The following is a 16,568-nucleotide window of genomic DNA, read 5'->3' as shown; positions in this document are numbered from 1 at the left end:
ACCTCACGATTTCGTTTCGTCGTGGCGGACGAGACGGTAAAGGTCGAAACGCCTGTCCCGTAGATTGCGGACGGTGCCTTCCCGCCGCGCCCAGGCAAGATCGGAAAGATCGAGATCGGCCACCGCGATGGTTTCGACATTTTCAGTAGTTTCCGCCGCCACGCCGTCGCGCGCGAAGGGGAAGTCGCATGGCGTAAGAATGCAGGACTGGGCGTATTGCACGTCCATGTTCTCGACGCCAGGCAAATTGCCGACATTGCCCGAGAGAACGACATAACATTGGTTTTCGATGGCGCGCGCTTGGCTGCAGTATCTCACCCTGAGATAGCCTTGACGATTGTCGGTGCAGAACGGCACGAAAAGCAGCTTCGCGCCTTCGTCGGCCAGTAGCCGGGCGAGTTCGGGAAATTCCGAATCATAGCAGACGAGCACGCCGATCGGCCCGCAGTCGGTGTCGATGGCGCGAATCTCCTGGCCGCCCCTAATGTTCCACCAGTTGCGCTCGTTCGGCGTGGGGTGAATTTTCTCCTGCGCGTGCACGGCCCCGTCACGCAAGAAAACATAGGCGACGTTGCGGATGTCACCATCCGCGACTCGGGTGGGATGCGAACCGCCGATGATGTTGATGTTGTATGAGAGCGCCATCTGTCTGAGCGCCGCGACGAACGGCTCCGTCCGTCGAGTCAGCGCCTCGATCGCTTCGACCGGGCCGAGACGTCTTTTTTCCAGCGCCAAAAGCTGCAGCGTGAACAGTTCCGGAAAGACGACAAAGTCGGATTTGTAGTCGGAAACGACGTCGACGAAATATTCGATATTCGCCAGAAACTCGTCGAAGCTCTTCACCGCGCGCTGCTGAAACTGAACGGTCGCCACCCGAACCCAATCCTTCGGACGGATGGCGCTCGTCTTTGGCGGCCCCTCTTGGTCCACGTAGGGGTTGCGCCAAACCATGTGGGCGGCGTAGCCGAGACTCTCATGATCGCTGGGCAGATAGCCTTTGAGCAGGCCGATAGGCTCAAAGCCATTGCCGATTTGAAAAGTCGCGACCTGATCGCGGACTTTCTGAACCTTGACAGCTTCGAGATAGGCCTCCGGCGTCTTGAATTCCTTGATTTTACGCGCCAGTCCCGGCAGTCGACCGCCGAAAACAATTCCCTTGAGCTCTAATTCTTCGGCGAGCCGCTTTCGCGCCTCGTAAAGCCGCTGGCCAATGCGCAGACCGCGCCAGTCCGGGTCGACGCAAACCTCCATGCCATAGAGCCAAGGGCCAGTGGCGTCATGGCGAGAGGCGTAGCCCCCGCCGGTAATTTCCGCCCAATTGTGCGGCTTCAGCGCGGTCGCTTCGTCGATGCGGAAGGTCGCGGCGTAACCGACGACGCGTCCTTCATACTCCGCCAAGAATTGGCCTTCCGGAAAAGCCGTGATCTGTCCGAGCAAATTTCCGCGCGTGTAAACGGGAAGCGATGGATAGGCGCGTTTCATCATGGCGATGATGTCGGGGACGTCGCGACTGTTGGCGCGCCGGATGATGAGCTGCTCCTGGGATTTGAGCGTCTTCGATTTTGTTCCCAATCTTGTCGACACCCGATACGCTCGCTTTCGTCGATAGACTTAAGTTTCCTCCGACACTTCTATCGAAAGGGGCCGCCGCAAGGAAGAGATGGCAAGATGGCGCGCGAAGCCTTTAACGCCGAATGGGCGCTTAAGATGATCCCCTCAGGCGCGCGCGCAAGGCGTCATAGAGCGGCGCATCGCTCAACAACGTCGGGATGAGCATGGCGGTGAAACAGGCCGCCAGCATCGGCAACAGCAGAAGCGCGCTGCCGGTCATTTCCGTCGCGAGCACGAGCCCGGTGAGCGGCGCCCGCACGACGCCGGCGAAGAACGCGGCCATCCCCACGACGGCGAAGGCTTGCGGCTGAATCGGAAGGTCGGGGAACGCCAAGCCGCACCCCGCGCCAAAGAGCAGCCCCAATTGCGCGCCGAGCGTCAGCAGCGGGGCGAAAAGACCGCCCGGCGTTCCCGCCGAATAGGACAAGGCGCCGAACCAGAATCTCAGCTGAAAAAGAAACGGCAGGACGAACAGGCCCGGCGAACCAAGCAGCGCATTCTGGGTGAGATTGTCGCCGCCGCCGACGCATTCCGGCCCGAACCAGGCGATCACGCCCGCCGCCGCGCCGATCGCGGCGGCGCAGGTCTCGGCCGGAACGCCGCGCATGAGGTCGACCGCGGCCAAAGTCGCGAGCACCGCCTTATTATAGGCGACCGCGACGGCGCCGCAGACGACGCCAAGCGCGAAGAATAACGGGCCGATCGCCGGCGCGGGATAGGACAGCGCCGGCAGCTGAAAATCAGGCGCGTCGCCAAGAATGAGATGCGCGACGGCGATCGCCGTCGACGACGACGCCAGCGCGGCGATCGCGATCCTGTGCTCGAATTTTTGAACGAGCTCCTCCAAGACGAAGACCGCGCCGGCCATCGGCGCGTTGAAGGCGGTGGCGAGGCCCGCGCCCGCGCCGGCCGCCAGCAAGACGCGGCAATCCGCCCAGTCGCGACGGAAGGCGCCGCTAAAGAGCTGGCCGATCACCGCGCCCATCTGCACGCTGGGGCCCTCCCGGCCGAGCGCCAGGCCCGAGCCGATCGCGAGGATTCCGCCGACGAATTTCACCGGCAGGAGGACAAAAGGCGCCGGAGGCGCGTCGCCGCGCAAGACCGCCTCGACATGCGGAATCCCGCTCCCCGAGGCATGAGGCGAAAACCGCCGCACCAGCCAGGCGGCGGCGACGGCGGCAAAGGCGCAGCCGCCAACGAGCGCCATGAATCCCGCCGCCGAATGGCCATGCGCCCAAGCGACGACGGCGCCCCGAAACTGGTCGGCCTGCTGGAGCGTGAGCCGGAAAAGCGCGCAGACGAGACCCGCGACGGCGCCGACCAGCAGCGCCAGCGTCGCGAGCGCCAACAGGCCGCTCTCGGTTGACGACAAGGCTGTCGAGCGGACCTCGCCAGGATCGCGATTGAGCGTCATGTCGCCGGTTCGGTCTGTGGAGGCTGGAGCGTCACGGCGACGCCATAGCATAATCGCGCTGGCGAAGCGCGTCGGAACGGGCGTTAGATCGCAGTCATGAATCATCGATTCATGACTGCGATCTAATTTTTTGAATTTTCGCATTTTCTACGCCGAACCGGCATCCACTTCGGCGGAAAATGCTCTAATGCTTGCGCTTGCGCTGTCTTGTCCGGCGCCGCCTCCTTTGGCATGGTGCGCGCCAACAAAGTGAAGGGAGCGCGTATGACCGGGATATTCAGGACAATCGCCGCCGCAATGTTGTTTTGTGTCGGCTTCGCGAGCCCGGTCTTGGCGCATACCCCCGACATTTCAACGGCTAAGATCGTCCCGAAGGACAATCGCGTCTTCGTCGTCGATGTCGGCTTTCTCGCCACCGACCTCGAACGGATGTTTCAGGACACGATGAGCGAACGCGCTGGCGTCGACCTATCGCCTCCCGGCGCGCTCGAAGACGAAATCGGCAAATTCGTCGAAAAACGGGTCGCGATGCGCGACGGAATCGGCCGCGCCTGCGTCGAAAGCGTCATGAAATCCGGCGAAGACCCGGAAAATCAGGACAGCGCCCTCGTCGTTGTCCGCTTCGACTGCGGCGCGACCGATGGCGCGCTCTTCTATGACGCGACCAAGCTCCTCGCCGCTCAAGGCGCAAAGGGCAAGCATCTCGTCACACTGGAGGGAACCGAGAACGCCGGCCAGACCATGCTCTACCCGGACGATCCGCCGCTCGATCTGTCAAAGCCGATGGAAACGACCGCGCAGCTGATGTGGAAGTTTCTGAAAGCCGGCGTCGAACATATCGTCACCGGCTATGATCATCTGTGCTTCCTCTTCGCCCTCATTCTGTGGGCCAATCGAATCTGGCCGGTCGTCAAGATCGTCACCGCCTTCACCATTTCGCATTCGATCACGCTGTCGCTCGCGGCGCTCAACATTTTCACGCTGCCCTCGACATTGGTCGAGGCGCTGATCGCCGCCTCGATCATTTTCGTCGCGGTGGAGAATTTCTTCTCGCGCGACGTCGACAACCGCTGGCGCAACACATTCTTCTTCGGCTTCATCCACGGCTTTGGCTTCGCCTCGGCGCTTACCGAAATGGGCGTTCCGCAGGGCGGCGTCGTGCCGGCGCTCGCCGCCTTCAACATCGGCGTCGAGCTGGGCCAGATCGCGATCGTCTTCGCGGTGATGCCGCTGCTGTTCTTCGTCGACAAGCAGACGGGCGGCAAGCGAAGCGAAAAGCTCGTCTATGCGCTCTCGGCGCTGATCGCGGTCGCGGGACTCTACTGGTTTCTGGAACGAATCGGGGTGCTTCCGGGATAGGCGACGCGCGACCTCTATGCGCTCACCCGCACATATTCGCCCGGCGCGTCGCAGATGATCTTGAGCTTGCCGCCGCCAGGCTGGCGCGCGGGGACCTTCGTCGGCGCCTGCGCCGTCACCCAGGATAACCAATAAGGCCACCAGGAGCCCTTGGTCTCCTTGGCCTTCTTGATCCAATCCTCGAAGGCGCCCCTCGCGGGACCGCCGGTCCAATATTGATATTTGTTCCTTGAGGGCGGGTTGATGATCCCCGCGATATGGCCCGAACCGGCCAAGACGAAAGTCACTTCGCCGCCAAAGAACTTCGCGCCGCGAAACACCGATTGCGCCGGCGCAATATGATCTTCCTTCGGCGCGATCTCGAAGACCGGAATTTTGACCTGTCGCAGATTGAGCCGCACGCCGTCGATGACCATCTCGCCGCGCGCCAGGCGATTTTCGAGATAGCAGCCGCGAAGATAGAAGTAGTGATTGGCGCGCGGGATGCGCGTCGAGTCGGAATTCCAATAGAGCAGATCGAAGGCCGCCGGCTCGACGCCCTTCATGTAATTGTTGACGACATAATTCCAGATGAGTTCGTTCGGCCGCAGCATGTTGAAGGCGTTGGCCATCTTCACGCCTTCCAGATAGCCGGTGCGCGCCATGCTTTCGTCGAGCGCCGCGAGCCGCGCCTCGTCAACGAAAATCTGCAGATCGCCGGCGTTCGAAAAATCGACCTGCGTTGCAAAAAAGGTCACGCTGTCGATGCGATCGTCGCCGGTCGCGGCCATATAGGCGAGCGTCAACGCGAGCAGCGTGCCGCCGACGCAATAGCCGGCCGCCGTGACCTTGCGTTCGCCGGTCGCCTTCTCGATAACGTCGAGCGCGGTCAGCACGCCTTCGTGCATATAGGCCTCGAAGCCCTTCGTGGCCTTGGTCTCGTCGGGATTGACCCATGAGATGATGAAGACGGTGAAGCCCTGCTCCACCGCCCAGCGCACGAAGCTCTTCTCGGCGTTAAGATCGAGCACGTAGAATTTGTTGATCCAGGGCGGCGTGATCAGCAGAGGCCGCGCGTAGACCTCCTCGGTGGTCGGCTCATATTGGATGAGCTCCATCACGTCATTGCGCCAGATGACCTTGCCGGGCGTATTCGCAAGATCGACGCCGAGTTCGAATCGCTGCGCCGCGCTCTGCCGAATTTTCAGCACGCCGCCGCCGGCGGAAATGTCTTCGGCAAGCATCGTCAAGCCTCGGACAAGATTCTCGCCCTTGGCGTCGATCGTCGCGCGCAACAGCTCGGGATTGGTCGGCACGAAATTCGACGGCGAGACCGCGCTCGAGATGAGCCGCGCGTAAAAGGCGGCCCGCGCCTTGGTCTGCGGGTCGAGGCCTTCGGCCTTCTCCACCATCTCGCCGGCCCAACGCGCCGTCAGCAGATAGGATTGCCGCAGCCAATCGAAGAATGGATTCTCGTTCCATTCCGGCGCGGCGAATCGCTTGTCGGAGAGATCGGACGGGACGATCGGGGGGACGTCTTCCCCGCTGTAGCGGCGCATCGTCTGCCGCCAAATCGTGCTCAGTCCGCTGTAAAGATCGGCCTGGGCCGCCGCGGCGCGCTCAGGCTTCGACAGCCACCATTCGGCGACGGCGCCGAGAGTCTTGGTGGCGTCGGCGACATTCGCGGCGAGTTCGCTACGCGCGTCCTCGGGATTGGCGCCGCCGATCGCGGCGGCGAGCGCCTTACGGCCCTGATCGACGAGCTGCGCCATGTTTTCGGCCAGCGTTTCGAAGTCGAGACGGCCGAACGCCTCCATATTGGCCAGCATTGGCGCGCCAGCGACGCCCTCGGGCTTCGCCGGAGGGACAGCGAGCGCGGGAACGCTCACGTCGGCGGGGGGCTCCGCCGCGGGCTTTTTCTTGGCCTTGCTAGGAGCCTTCTTTGGCGACGCCGCCTTTGCGCGCGCGGAATCCTTTGCGGCTGGGCCCCGTCGCCTTCGGTTGGCAGCGGGGTCCTGGTCCTCTCTCGCGCTCATGCCTTAACCGCCTGTGTCCAATTGAGGAGCCGCCGCGCCGCTTGGCCCGCGTGCTACTCGTCTAACAATTGCCCGTCGATCGGAAAAGCTCTGCCTGCCAGGCGGGCAGAAACTGCATCTTGGGACATAAGCTCTAAATATTACAATGCAATATTGATGATTGACCGCCAAAATGTTTTTGCGAAGCGGGTAGGCGAAATGGTCGCAGGCCGCCGAAAGGCGAGGAAAACGCTACGCCGCCCCGGCGCTGTCCAACACATTAAGGCTCGACGAAAACGGCAGGCCATGCGCGGCGGCGACAGGCGCGGAAAATATCCGTCCGGCGGAGATTTCCAATCCCGCCCGAAGATGCGGATCGTCCTCCAGCGCGCGGCGCCAGCCCTTGTCGGCGAGCGCCAGCGCGAAGGGGAGCGTCGCGTTGTTGAGCGCGAAGGTGGAAGTCCGCGGGGTGATTCCGGGCATGTTGGTGACGCAGTAATGCACGACGCCGTCGACCACATAGACCGGGTCGGAATGGCTGGTCGGCCGCGAGGTCTCGCAGCAGCCGCCCTGGTCGATCGCGACATCGACGATCACCGCGCCGCGCTTCATCGTCGCCAGCATGTCCCGCGTGATCAGGATCGGCGCCTTGGCGCCCGGCGTGAGCGCCGCGCAGATGACGAGATCGGCGCGCTTCACCGATTCGGCGATCGCCGCGCGGGTCGAATAAAGGGTGCGTGCGGCGAAGCCGAAGCGCGTTTCGAGCCGCCGGAGCGCGTCCGGATTGCGGTCGGCGACCAGCACGCTCGCGCCCATGCCGAGCGCGATCGCCGTCGACTGCACGCCGACGCTGCCGGCGCCAAGAACCAGCACGTCGGCGGATGGAACGCCCGGCGCGCCGGCGAGCAGAACGCCGCGGCCGCCCGCCTGTTTTTCGAGAAAATGCGCGCCGACCTGCGTGGCGAGGCGCCCGGCGATTTCCGACATCGGCGCGAGCAGCGGCAGTCCGCCGCCCGGCGCGGTGACCGTCTCATAGGCGATGCAATGGGCGCCGCTCGCCATCAACTCGCGCGTGAGCTCCACATCCGCTGCGAGATGGAGATAGGCAAAGAGCACATGGTCAGGACGCAGATAGGCGATTTCGCGCCGCTGGGGCTCCTTCACCTTCACGATCAATTGCGATGCGGCGAAGAGCGCTTCGGGTCCGTCGACGAGCCTCGCGCCGGCGGCGGCGTAATCCAAATCAGATAATCCCGCGCCTTCGCCGGCGCCGGCTTCGATGAAGACGTCATGTCCCGCGTGGACGAGTTCGGCGACCGAAGCGGGCGTCAGCCCCACGCGATATTCATTGTCCTTGGTTTCCTTCGGCGCGCCGACACGCATTTCCGGCTCCAAATAGCGGCGTCGACCTCGGTAAAAATCTCGCCGTGGAGGAATATATGCAAATCGACGTCTGTCGCGGCAAGGGCAAAGCTCAAGCGACTTTTAACATTGGAGCGGAAGAAATGCCGACCATCAATACCGACAAAGTCTGTTTCGTCGTCGTCAAGGCGCGTGAGCTTGAAAGCGAAGACGAAGGCGTCGAGGCGGACGCGTCGAACGCCACCGACGACGGTTTCGTCAGCGTATTGACCGAGGAGGCGTTCTCCAGCACGCGCGACGAGATTTCCTCCTTTATCGACGCCATGGACATCGACGAGCAGATCGAGCTCGTCGCGTTGATGTGGGTGGGACGCGGCGACTTCGCCGAGAGCGAATGGAAAGAGGCCGTGGCGCAGGCGCGAGCGCGGCATGAGGGCTCGACATCGGCCTATCTGCTTGGCGTTCCGCTGCTTGCCTCGTTTCTTGAAGGCGGGCTCGCCGAATTTGGCGAAAGCTGCGAGCTTTACGCCGCCGACCGGCAGTAAGCGCATCGCGATGCGGCGCGCGGGCGGCGGCTGCGACGAGATGAAGCAAGGCCGGAGCCGCCCTAGATACGGCGGCCGAAGCGACCATATTTAGGTCGTGCGGCGAAGCATTGAGGAGATGCCCATGAATCGTAGAATCTTTGCAACGGCGCTGGCCCTGACGGTCGCCGCCTTTTTCGCGCCGCGACTGGCCCTAGCGGAAGATCATTTGGGTGAGGCCATCACCCATACCAAACAGGCGATCAGCGAGGGCAAGGCGGGAAAGGCCGATGCGCTGACGACGCATGCGGAAGAAGCGCTGAAGCACGCCAAGGCGGCTGAGGCCGAGAAGCCGAATGAACACACCAAACAGGGCATTTCGCATCTCGACATGGCCATCGACCATGGCAAGCAGAACCATGCCGACGTCGCGACCAAACACGCCGAAGAAGCGCTGACTCATCTCGAGGCCGCCAAGAAATAGGCGCGACGCCCTTGACAAAGCGAGAGAGCGGTCTTTGACGGCCGCTCTTTTTTGTGGTCGCGCGAGGTCGCGCCGCCATGACAGAGCCGCCATGACAGCGCCGCGCGGATCGCTTATTGACATTGTGGAAGCGCATCCGCCGACGGACTCTTGATGAAGCTTTCCTCCTCGCTGCTGCGCGCCAAATCGATCGAATCGCTGCAAGCCGACGCCGACCGACCGGGCGGTTTCCGTCGCGTGCTCGGCGTCTGGCAACTCACCGGAATCGGCCTTGGCGGACTGATCGGCGTCGGCATATTCGTGCTGACCGGCGTCGTCGCGGCGACTCAGGCGGGGCCGGGCGTCGCGCTCTCCTTCCTGATCGCCGGAGTCGCCAGCGCCGCCGCGGCGCTCTCCTACGCCGAATTCGCCGGCATGATTCCCGTCGCCGGCAGCGCCTATACTTATGCCTACGCCGTGCTTGGCGAACTCGCCGCCTGGATCATCGGCTGGGATCTTCTGCTCGAATATGCGCTCGTCGTCGCCGTGGTGGCGATCGGCTGGTCGGCCTATCTGCAGGCGCTCCTCGCGCAATTCGGCCTCGCTCTCCCCGAATGGGCGAGCGGCGCGGCCGGCACAGGCGCGGGCCGCGTCGTCGATCTCTTCGCCGCGCTCGGCGCGCTCGGCGTCGCCGGCCTCCTAACGCTGCGCATCGAGCTTGGCGCCCGCTTCAACACGGTGATGGTCATCATCAAAATCGCCGCCACGCTCTTGGTAATCGCGGCAGGCATTCCCTATGTGCGCGTCGAGAACTGGTCGCCCTTCATGCCGTTCGGCTTTTCCGGCGTGGCGCAGGGCGCGGCGGTCGTGTTCTTCGCCGTGTTCGGCTATGACACGCTGACCACCGCCGCCGAAGAAGCCCACGCGCCGCAGCGCGACGTGCCGCGCGCCGTGCTTCTGTCGCTGGTCGTGGCGCTGACGCTTTACGTTGCAATGTCGCTCGTGCTGACCGGCGTCGTGCGTTACGACACGCTCGACAATCCGGCGCCGGTCGCGACGGCCTTCGCCGCGCTCGGCCTGCCCTGGGTCGCCTTCATCGTGTCGCTCGCCGCGGTCGCCGGCATCATCAGCGTGATGCTCGCCTTTCTGCTCGCCTGCGCGCGCATCTGGTTCGCGATGAGCCGCGACGGGCTGCTTCCCGCCTGGTTCGCCAAGCTTCATCCGCGCTTTTTGACGCCCTATCGGCCGACGCTGATCGCCGGCGCGCTGACCGCGCTCGTCGCCGCCCTCTATCCGATCAAGGAAGTGGCGGAGCTGGTGAATATCGGCACGCTCTCCGCCTTCGTCGTCATCTGTTCGGCGATCATCGTGCTGCGCCGCACGCGTCCCGACGCGCGGCGTAGCTTTCGCGCGCCTTTCGTTCCCGTCACGCCGCTGATCGGCGTCGGCTTTTCGCTCTGGCTTTTGTCGCGGCTGCCGGCGATCGCCTGGGAACGCTTCGCGATTTGGATGGCGATCGGACTCGCCCTGTATTTTTTCTATGGGCGAAAGCAGAGCCTGTTGGCGCGCCAAAATCCGCGAATGGATCGTCGCGACGCATCAACATGACGCGGCCTACGCGGCTCCACAGGAGCGCTATCCTCAAACACCCGCAGGGTTAAGCGTCGTCGCCTTCGCTTTCCTGAAGCTCTGCCGCGCCGCCCGATCAGACGAAGCGCATGTTGGCGGTCTGGACAAGTTCGCATGGTTTCATATTGTCTATTCATGCGGTTCGGCGACGGAAGCCGATGCCGCCGCGGAGTCGTAGAATTTGAACCACTCGAAAACCTGTCCGAACTAGAATCAAAAGCGGCTCTGCGAAGGCGTCCAATCCCCATGCACAGCAAGGCGAAATATCCCCAACCCAGGCAGCGCTCGGCGATTCTGGAGAGCACGCGCAATCTTAAAATGGCGCGTTCGGCGCATCGCTATGTGCGCGGCTCTACCGTCATGTTTTACGAATGGCTGGACAAAATCCAGGCTGGCGCGATTCCGGAGGGACCGTCCATTTGGATTTGCGGCGATTGTCATGTCGGAAATCTCGGTCCGGTCGCCAATCACCGCGGCGCCATCGAAATTCAGATCAGAGATCTCGACCAGACCGTCATCGGCAATCCGGCGCATGACCTTTTGCGCCTCGCGCTGTCGCTCGCTTCCGCGGCGCGCGGCTCCGACCTTCCTGGCGTGACGACCGCGCTGATGCTGGAAGCGATGATGGAGGGCTATGAGAAATCCTTCGCGCCGGATTTCGACGAAGAAAGCGACCTGCCGATACCCGACACCGTCCGGCTCATTATTCGACAGTCGGCCGCAGCGACATGGAAAACATTGGCGAATGAACGTATCGACGGCCCAAAGCCGCAAATCCCCTTGGGGCGTCGCTTCTGGCCGATCTCCAGACAGGAAAACGATCAGCTTACGCAGCTTGCCCAGAGCGATGAAATCCGGCGACTGGCGACCATGCTTGGATCGCGCGACGACGACGCCGTCGTCAAGCTGCAGGACGCCGCCTATTGGATGAAGGGCTGCAGCTCGCTCGGACTGTTGCGATACGCCGCCATACTATCCGTCGGCCATCGCAGATCGGACAGACAATATTGCCTCATGGATTTCAAAGAGGCGAAGACCGCCGCCGCGCCCCGCGCGAAAGGCGCGAAAATGCCGCAAAACCAGGCTGAGCGAGTGGTGGAAGGCGCGCGTTATCTTTCGCCCTATCTCGGCAAACGCGTCCGCGCGACGACGCTGCTGGGCAAGTCCGTTTTTGTCAGGGAGCTTCTGCCTCAAGACCTTAAGGTCGAAGTCGAGCAGCTGACGGCGCAGGAGGCGACAAGAATCGCCGCCTATCTCGCTGCAGTTGTCGGCAAGGCGCACAGCCGCCAGCTGGATGCTGTGTCGCGAAAGCAATGGCTATCGGAACTCGAGCGCAATCGCACGTCGCAGCTCGATGCGCCGACCTGGCTGTGGAAGGGGGTTGTCGAACTCCTCGGCATCCACGAAAGAGCTTATCTCGAACATTGTCGCAAATATGCGCTGAGCGCGCGAGAAAGCGAACGCGCGGCTTGAACGCGAGACCGTAGCGCCTCAACGCCTGCGTCAAGAGCTTTCATATTCAACACTGACTTTTGGCCCACGAACGTCGCTCGATCCGACGGGCGTAATCCAAAATTGGTCGAATCGGCGCCGTCCTCGATCACGCTGCGTTTAGGCGGAACGACATCTCTCACGCCGCGAAAAGCGCGGGGCGCTCGAAACGCATGTAGCGATTTGCTTGGCGGATGATCGTCGCAGGGTCGACGTCGTCTGGTTCTCGCTTCCTCACTCGCCCGATGTTCATCGCGCCAAACCAAAAGCGACGTTGGAACAAAACTCATCTCCATCGAGTTCGGCTGCTTAGGATTACACTTCGGCGATACGATCAAACTGCGCCGACAATAGGAGGACGCGCGCATGAAAATGGGCCAAGCTTTGATGTCAGCGATCGCGCTCGGCGCCGCGTTCGCTTATTTCGCCATGCCGGCGCGCGCGGAAACTCAATGGGCTCCCCCCAATGTGCCCGGCATGCCGGGATATCACGAAACGGTCGCCAAACCCGAAGTTCATCGTCCGGCCGTGAACTGGGACACGATCGCCGGAAATTGGAAGCAGTTCGCGGGCAAGGTGAAGGAAAAATGGGGCAAGCTGACTGACGACGACATTACGCGAATTAACGGTCAACGCGAACAGCTCGAAGGCGCGCTGCAAGAGCGATACGGCTATTCCAAGGAACAGGTCAGACACGAAGTCGACCAGTGGGTCGCGCCCGATTAATCCACTCGAATTCAACCTTCCCATCAATCGCACGCACATCTTCTCCCGCGCGCCGCGTAGCTAGGACGGGCCTGATGGGTCCGTCCTCTTCGTACAGTTTCGCGAGCGCTTGTCCGCGAGCAGCTCGGGGACCCGCTGCGACTAGCGGGAGCGGAATACGCGCGATGCTGGTTATGCGCCGAATTTGCGAATCGGATCCATTCGCCTTGGAACAATTCATCGCGAACGCCGTTGCTGCACATCGGCGTTGCATAGGAGTTCGACAATGACGACGATGACGATGAACGCTCAGTCTGTCTTGAAGAGTTTGGCCGAGGTTAGCCGCGACGGCGAAAAAGGCTTCGCCGCCGCAGCGGAAGCCGTAAAGGACGCAAAGCTGCGCAGCGTTTTCGAGACGGCCTCACACCGTTGCGCGTTGGGGGCGAAGGAGTTGGAAGAAGAGGTCTCCAATCTTGGCGGCTCCGCTCCGACCGAAGGCGTGATATCGGCCGCGTTCCATCGGGCTTGGACGAATCTAAAGGCCGCCATCACCGGCGGCGACGACAAAGCAATTCTTCAAGAATGCGAGCGCGGGGAAGATGCGGCCAAAACAGCCTACCAAAAGGCGCTGAAAGAAGACGTTCCTCCCTACGTTCACGATATCATCGAAAGGCAATACAAGGGCGTAGTGGAAAATCACGACGTCATCAAACAATTGCGCGACGCAGCCTAGAACGATTAGCGCCGATGCGTCCGCGCTGTAAGCGCACATTTTATGGAGCGACGGTAATCCGCCCGATGTCGGAGGAGTAGGAACCGTCGCTTCCTCTTGTCGCTTTCGCGGCCGTTTGTTCGTGCATATTGGAGCATTGTTGCAAATATGCGCTGAGCGCGCGAGAAAGCGGACGCGCGGCTTAAACGCGGGACCGCCGCGCAATAAAAAGATGTTGCTGAGCCTGCTGTCGCTACGCCTGCGTCCACATCAAAAATTTCTCGTATTCTCGATCGGCTTCCGGCGTTCTACATTGGGCTGATCGCCGTCCTCTGGTTGCGACGTCGATTTACGAAGCATGATACGAATTCCGGCCGATCGGTTCGCTTGGGCTGTGTCATTCCCGGCGGGCCGCAGGCCTGACCGGGAATCCAGAGCCAATCCAAGAACGCTGGTTTAGCTCTGGATTCAGGATCGCGCGCGGTGCGCGCGTCTGGAATGACAGCCGAGCAGGTCAAACGGAACTCGTGTGAGAGGAAAGGCGCGATGTCGAAAGGCCGGCATGACGACTCCGCCTGGTGGGTGAACGCGGTCGCCGATGGAGGCGCGGACAAGACGACCGAAGCGACGGGCTTAACCAGCGTTGAAGCGCGCGCGCGTCTCGCCGAATTCGGCCCAAATTTGTTCGACGTTCGTCAACAGCAGCCGCTGTTCCTGCAATTTCTTTCGCGCTTTCGTAATCCTCTCGTCATTCTCCTGCTCGTCGCCAGCGCGATTTCCGCTTTCACCGGAGAAGTCGCCAATTTTACGATCATTTCGGCGATCGTTCTGTTCAGCGTCACGCTGGACTTTATTCAGGAGCGCCGCGCCGGAAAAGCCGCGGAGCGATTGCGTCAGTCGGTCTCGGTGCGGGCCAAGCTCATTCGCGACGGGAAGGAGATCGAGGCGCCTGTCGCCGACGTCGTCCCGGGCGACGTCGCCCTATTGTCCGCCGGCGACATGATTCCCGCCGACGGTCTGGTTTTGGAAGCGCGCGATCTCTTCGTCAAACAGGCGCTGCTGACCGGCGAGCCCTATCCGGTCGAGAAACGGCCGGGGCCGCTCGCGGCCGACGCAACCGAAATCCAGGACGCCGCCAACGCCGTATTCATGGGCACCAGCGTGATCAGCGGCAGCGCCAAGATGCTCGTGGCGAAAACCGGCGCCGACACGGCGATCGGCGCCGTCGCGGAACGCGTCAGGCGTCAGCCGCCGCCGTCGGCCTTCGAGATCGGGACGCATCGCTTCGGTCTGCTCATCATGCGGCTCACGATCCTGCTTGTGCTGTTCGTTCTCCTGGTCAATGCGCTGCTGCACAAGCCATGGCTCGAGTCCTTCCTCTTCGCCGTCGCGCTCGCCGTCGGCCTCACCCCCGAATTGTTGCCCATGGTGGTGTCCGTCACGCTGTCGCGCGGCGCGCTGCACATGGCGAAGCGGCGGGTCATCGTCAAACGATTATCGGCGATTCAAAATCTCGGGTCGATGGACGTTCTGTGCACGGACAAGACCGGCACCTTGACCGAGGCGAAGATCAGGCTGGAGCGCCATGTGGACGCGGCCGGACGGCCGAGCGACCGCGTGCTCGAACTCGCCTATCTGAACAGTTTTTTCGAGACCGGCTTAAAGAGCCCGCTCGACGACGCGATCCTCGATCATCAAAACATTGACGTGCATGAGTGGAAAAAAATCGACGAAGTTCCGTTCGATTTCGAAAGGCGGCGCGTCTCGGTGCTGGTTGAAAAAGACGGGGAGCGACTGCTGGTGGTCAAGGGCGCCGCCGAGGAAATCATCGCGCTCTGCAATCTCTATCAGGAGTCGCAAAGCGGCGCGCAGCGCGCGCTCGATCCCTCGGCGCTAGCGCAGATCGGCGCGCAGCGAATCGCGCTCGAAAAGGACGGTTTTCGGCTTTTAGGCATCGCCTGGCGGCGCGTTCCGCTTGATCATCGGCATGCGGTGGTCGGCGATGAGGCGGAATTGGTGTTCGAGGGCTTCGCCGGATTTCTCGATCCGCCCAAGGCGAGCGCCGGTCCCGCGCTCGCGGCCCTCGCCGCAAGCGGCGTGAGGGTAAAGATCGTCACCGGCGATAGCGAATTGGTCACGCAGCATGTCTGCGCCAGTCTGAATATCGCCGTCGAGGGCGTGCTGACCGGCAAAGAAATCGGCGAGATGGACGACCTGGCGCTGCGCGTCAGAGCCGAGCAGACCAATCTTTTTTGCCGCGTCAATCCTTCGCAAAAGGACCGGATCATTCTCGCGCTGAAGGCGCGCGACCATGTCGTCGGCTATTTGGGCGACGGCATCAATGACGCCCCGTCCCTGCATTCCGCCGATGTCGGCCTGTCAGTCGATTCAGCCGTCGACGTCGCCAAGGAAGCCGCCGACATGATCCTGCTCGACCAGGATTTGCACGTCCTTCACGACGGCGTGTTGGAGGGACGCCGAACCTTCGCCAATGTCATGAAATATATCATGATGGGCACCAGCTCGAATTTCGGCAATATGTTCAGCATGGCGGCCGCCTCGCTGCTGCTGCCCTTCTTGCCGATGTTGCCGACGCAAATTCTTCTCAACAATATCCTCTACGATCTCTCCGAAGTGCCGATCCCCTTGGACGATGTCGACGTCGAGGACGTTCGCCGACCGCAAGTTCTCGACATGAGCTTTATTCGCAACTTCATGCTGGTCATCGGTCCGATCAGCTCCGCCTTCGACTTTCTGACCTTTTACGTCCTGCTGTTCGTTCTGAACGCCGATGAGAATTTGTTTCACACCGGCTGGTTCGTCGAATCGCTGTCCACTCAAGTACTGGTGATCTTCATCATTCGCACGCGCGGCAACCCATTCAGGAGTCGCGCCAATCCTGTCCTCGTCGCAACGTCATGCGCGATCGCCGTCATCGGCGCGTCGCTGCCGTTCAGCCCGCTGGCCGCCTATTTCGGATTCGAGCCGCCGCCGGGCGAATTTTATGTCATCCTCGCCGCGATGGTGGTCGCCTATCTCGCGATCGTCCAAATCGCCAAAATGGGATTTTACCGATGGTTCAAGCGGTCGCGCGCGCAGTCGCGCGCGAATGTCTGAACAGCCGTCTCGGCGGGTCGGGTCGAGCGAGCTGGGCGCTCGCCCAAGTTGCATCAACCTCGCCATGATTCTCCGCCCCGTCCTAAGAAGCGAAGTGACAAGCAGAATCTTTGCAGGCGACTGGAACCAAAAAGGACGGCGATTGTTTTGTAAGTGTCTCATGCGCGATGCGAATGAGCGGAGGATT

General features: G+C 62.0%; 12 protein-coding genes. 8 read left to right on the top strand and 4 right to left on the bottom strand.

Translation table 11 applies throughout. From position 1 onward, the window contains the following. Positions 1 to 3 precede the first annotated feature (3 nt). Together U1E20_RS00570 and clcA are read right to left on the bottom strand one after the other, a co-directional pair. Positions 4 to 1,584, bottom strand: a complete 1,581-nt coding sequence (locus U1E20_RS00570; protein ID WP_409978641.1) for a GNAT family N-acetyltransferase — start codon at positions 1,582 to 1,584, stop codon at positions 4 to 6. 118 nt (positions 1,585 to 1,702) lie between these two features. Beyond that, positions 1,703 to 3,025 (bottom strand): H(+)/Cl(-) exchange transporter ClcA, encoded by a 1,323-nt coding sequence (gene clcA, locus U1E20_RS00565; RefSeq protein WP_409978640.1) that lies wholly within the window; start codon positions 3,023 to 3,025, stop codon positions 1,703 to 1,705. 264 nt (positions 3,026 to 3,289) lie between these two features. On the opposite strand from clcA, the gene U1E20_RS00560 reads away from it, so the two are divergent. Then, positions 3,290 to 4,384 carry a HupE/UreJ family protein gene (locus U1E20_RS00560; RefSeq protein ID WP_409978639.1) on the top strand — a complete coding sequence of 365 codons (1,095 nt, stop codon included), beginning with the start codon at positions 3,290 to 3,292 and terminating at the stop codon, positions 4,382 to 4,384. 14 nt (positions 4,385 to 4,398) lie between these two features. On the opposite strand, the gene phaC is transcribed toward U1E20_RS00560, so the two are convergent. Together phaC and ald are read right to left on the bottom strand one after the other, a co-directional pair. After that, on the bottom strand, positions 4,399 to 6,399 hold the full coding sequence (gene phaC, locus U1E20_RS00555; RefSeq protein WP_409978638.1) for a class I poly(R)-hydroxyalkanoic acid synthase: 2,001 nt from the start codon (positions 6,397 to 6,399) through the stop codon (positions 4,399 to 4,401). A 231-nt stretch (positions 6,400 to 6,630) separates the two neighbouring features. Further along, the gene (gene ald, locus U1E20_RS00550) at positions 6,631 to 7,761 is read right to left on the bottom strand and encodes an alanine dehydrogenase (protein ID WP_409978637.1); all 1,131 of its coding nucleotides are present in this window, start codon (positions 7,759 to 7,761) and stop codon (positions 6,631 to 6,633) included. A gap of 122 nt (positions 7,762 to 7,883) precedes the next feature. Between ald and U1E20_RS00545 the strand changes: the two genes are divergently transcribed. From U1E20_RS00545 to mgtA, 7 genes are all read left to right on the top strand, one after another. Further along, positions 7,884 to 8,285, top strand: a complete 402-nt coding sequence (locus U1E20_RS00545) for a DUF3775 domain-containing protein (protein WP_409978636.1) — start codon at positions 7,884 to 7,886, stop codon at positions 8,283 to 8,285. 124 nt (positions 8,286 to 8,409) lie between these two features. Next, positions 8,410 to 8,748, top strand: a complete 339-nt coding sequence (gene smbP / locus U1E20_RS00540) for a small metal-binding protein SmbP (protein ID WP_409978635.1) — start codon at positions 8,410 to 8,412, stop codon at positions 8,746 to 8,748. A 153-nt stretch (positions 8,749 to 8,901) separates the two neighbouring features. Then, on the top strand, positions 8,902 to 10,335 hold the full coding sequence (locus U1E20_RS00535) for an amino acid permease (protein ID WP_409978634.1): 1,434 nt from the start codon (positions 8,902 to 8,904) through the stop codon (positions 10,333 to 10,335). Positions 10,336 to 10,602: 267 nt separating this feature from the next. Continuing rightward, positions 10,603 to 11,829: a DUF2252 family protein gene (locus tag U1E20_RS00530; protein WP_409978633.1), complete on the top strand. Its 1,227-nt coding sequence runs from the start codon at positions 10,603 to 10,605 to the stop codon at positions 11,827 to 11,829. Between the two features lie 384 nt (positions 11,830 to 12,213). Beyond that, positions 12,214 to 12,573, top strand: coding sequence for a CsbD family protein (locus tag U1E20_RS00525; RefSeq protein WP_409978632.1), 360 nt, complete (start codon positions 12,214 to 12,216; stop codon positions 12,571 to 12,573). 265 nt (positions 12,574 to 12,838) lie between these two features. Continuing rightward, a complete protein-coding gene (locus U1E20_RS00520; protein ID WP_409978631.1) occupies positions 12,839 to 13,285 on the top strand; it encodes a PA2169 family four-helix-bundle protein in 447 nt (148 codons plus the stop codon). Positions 13,286 to 13,810: 525 nt separating this feature from the next. Next, positions 13,811 to 16,381, top strand: coding sequence for a magnesium-translocating P-type ATPase (gene mgtA / locus U1E20_RS00515; protein WP_409978630.1), 2,571 nt, complete (start codon positions 13,811 to 13,813; stop codon positions 16,379 to 16,381). The last annotated feature ends 187 nt before the right edge of the window (positions 16,382 to 16,568 follow it).

Source organism: Methylocystis sp., from assembly GCF_046349115.1.
Classification (GTDB): domain Bacteria; phylum Pseudomonadota; class Alphaproteobacteria; order Rhizobiales; family Beijerinckiaceae; genus Methylocystis.
This window is presented reverse-complemented; position numbering and strand designations above follow the sequence as displayed.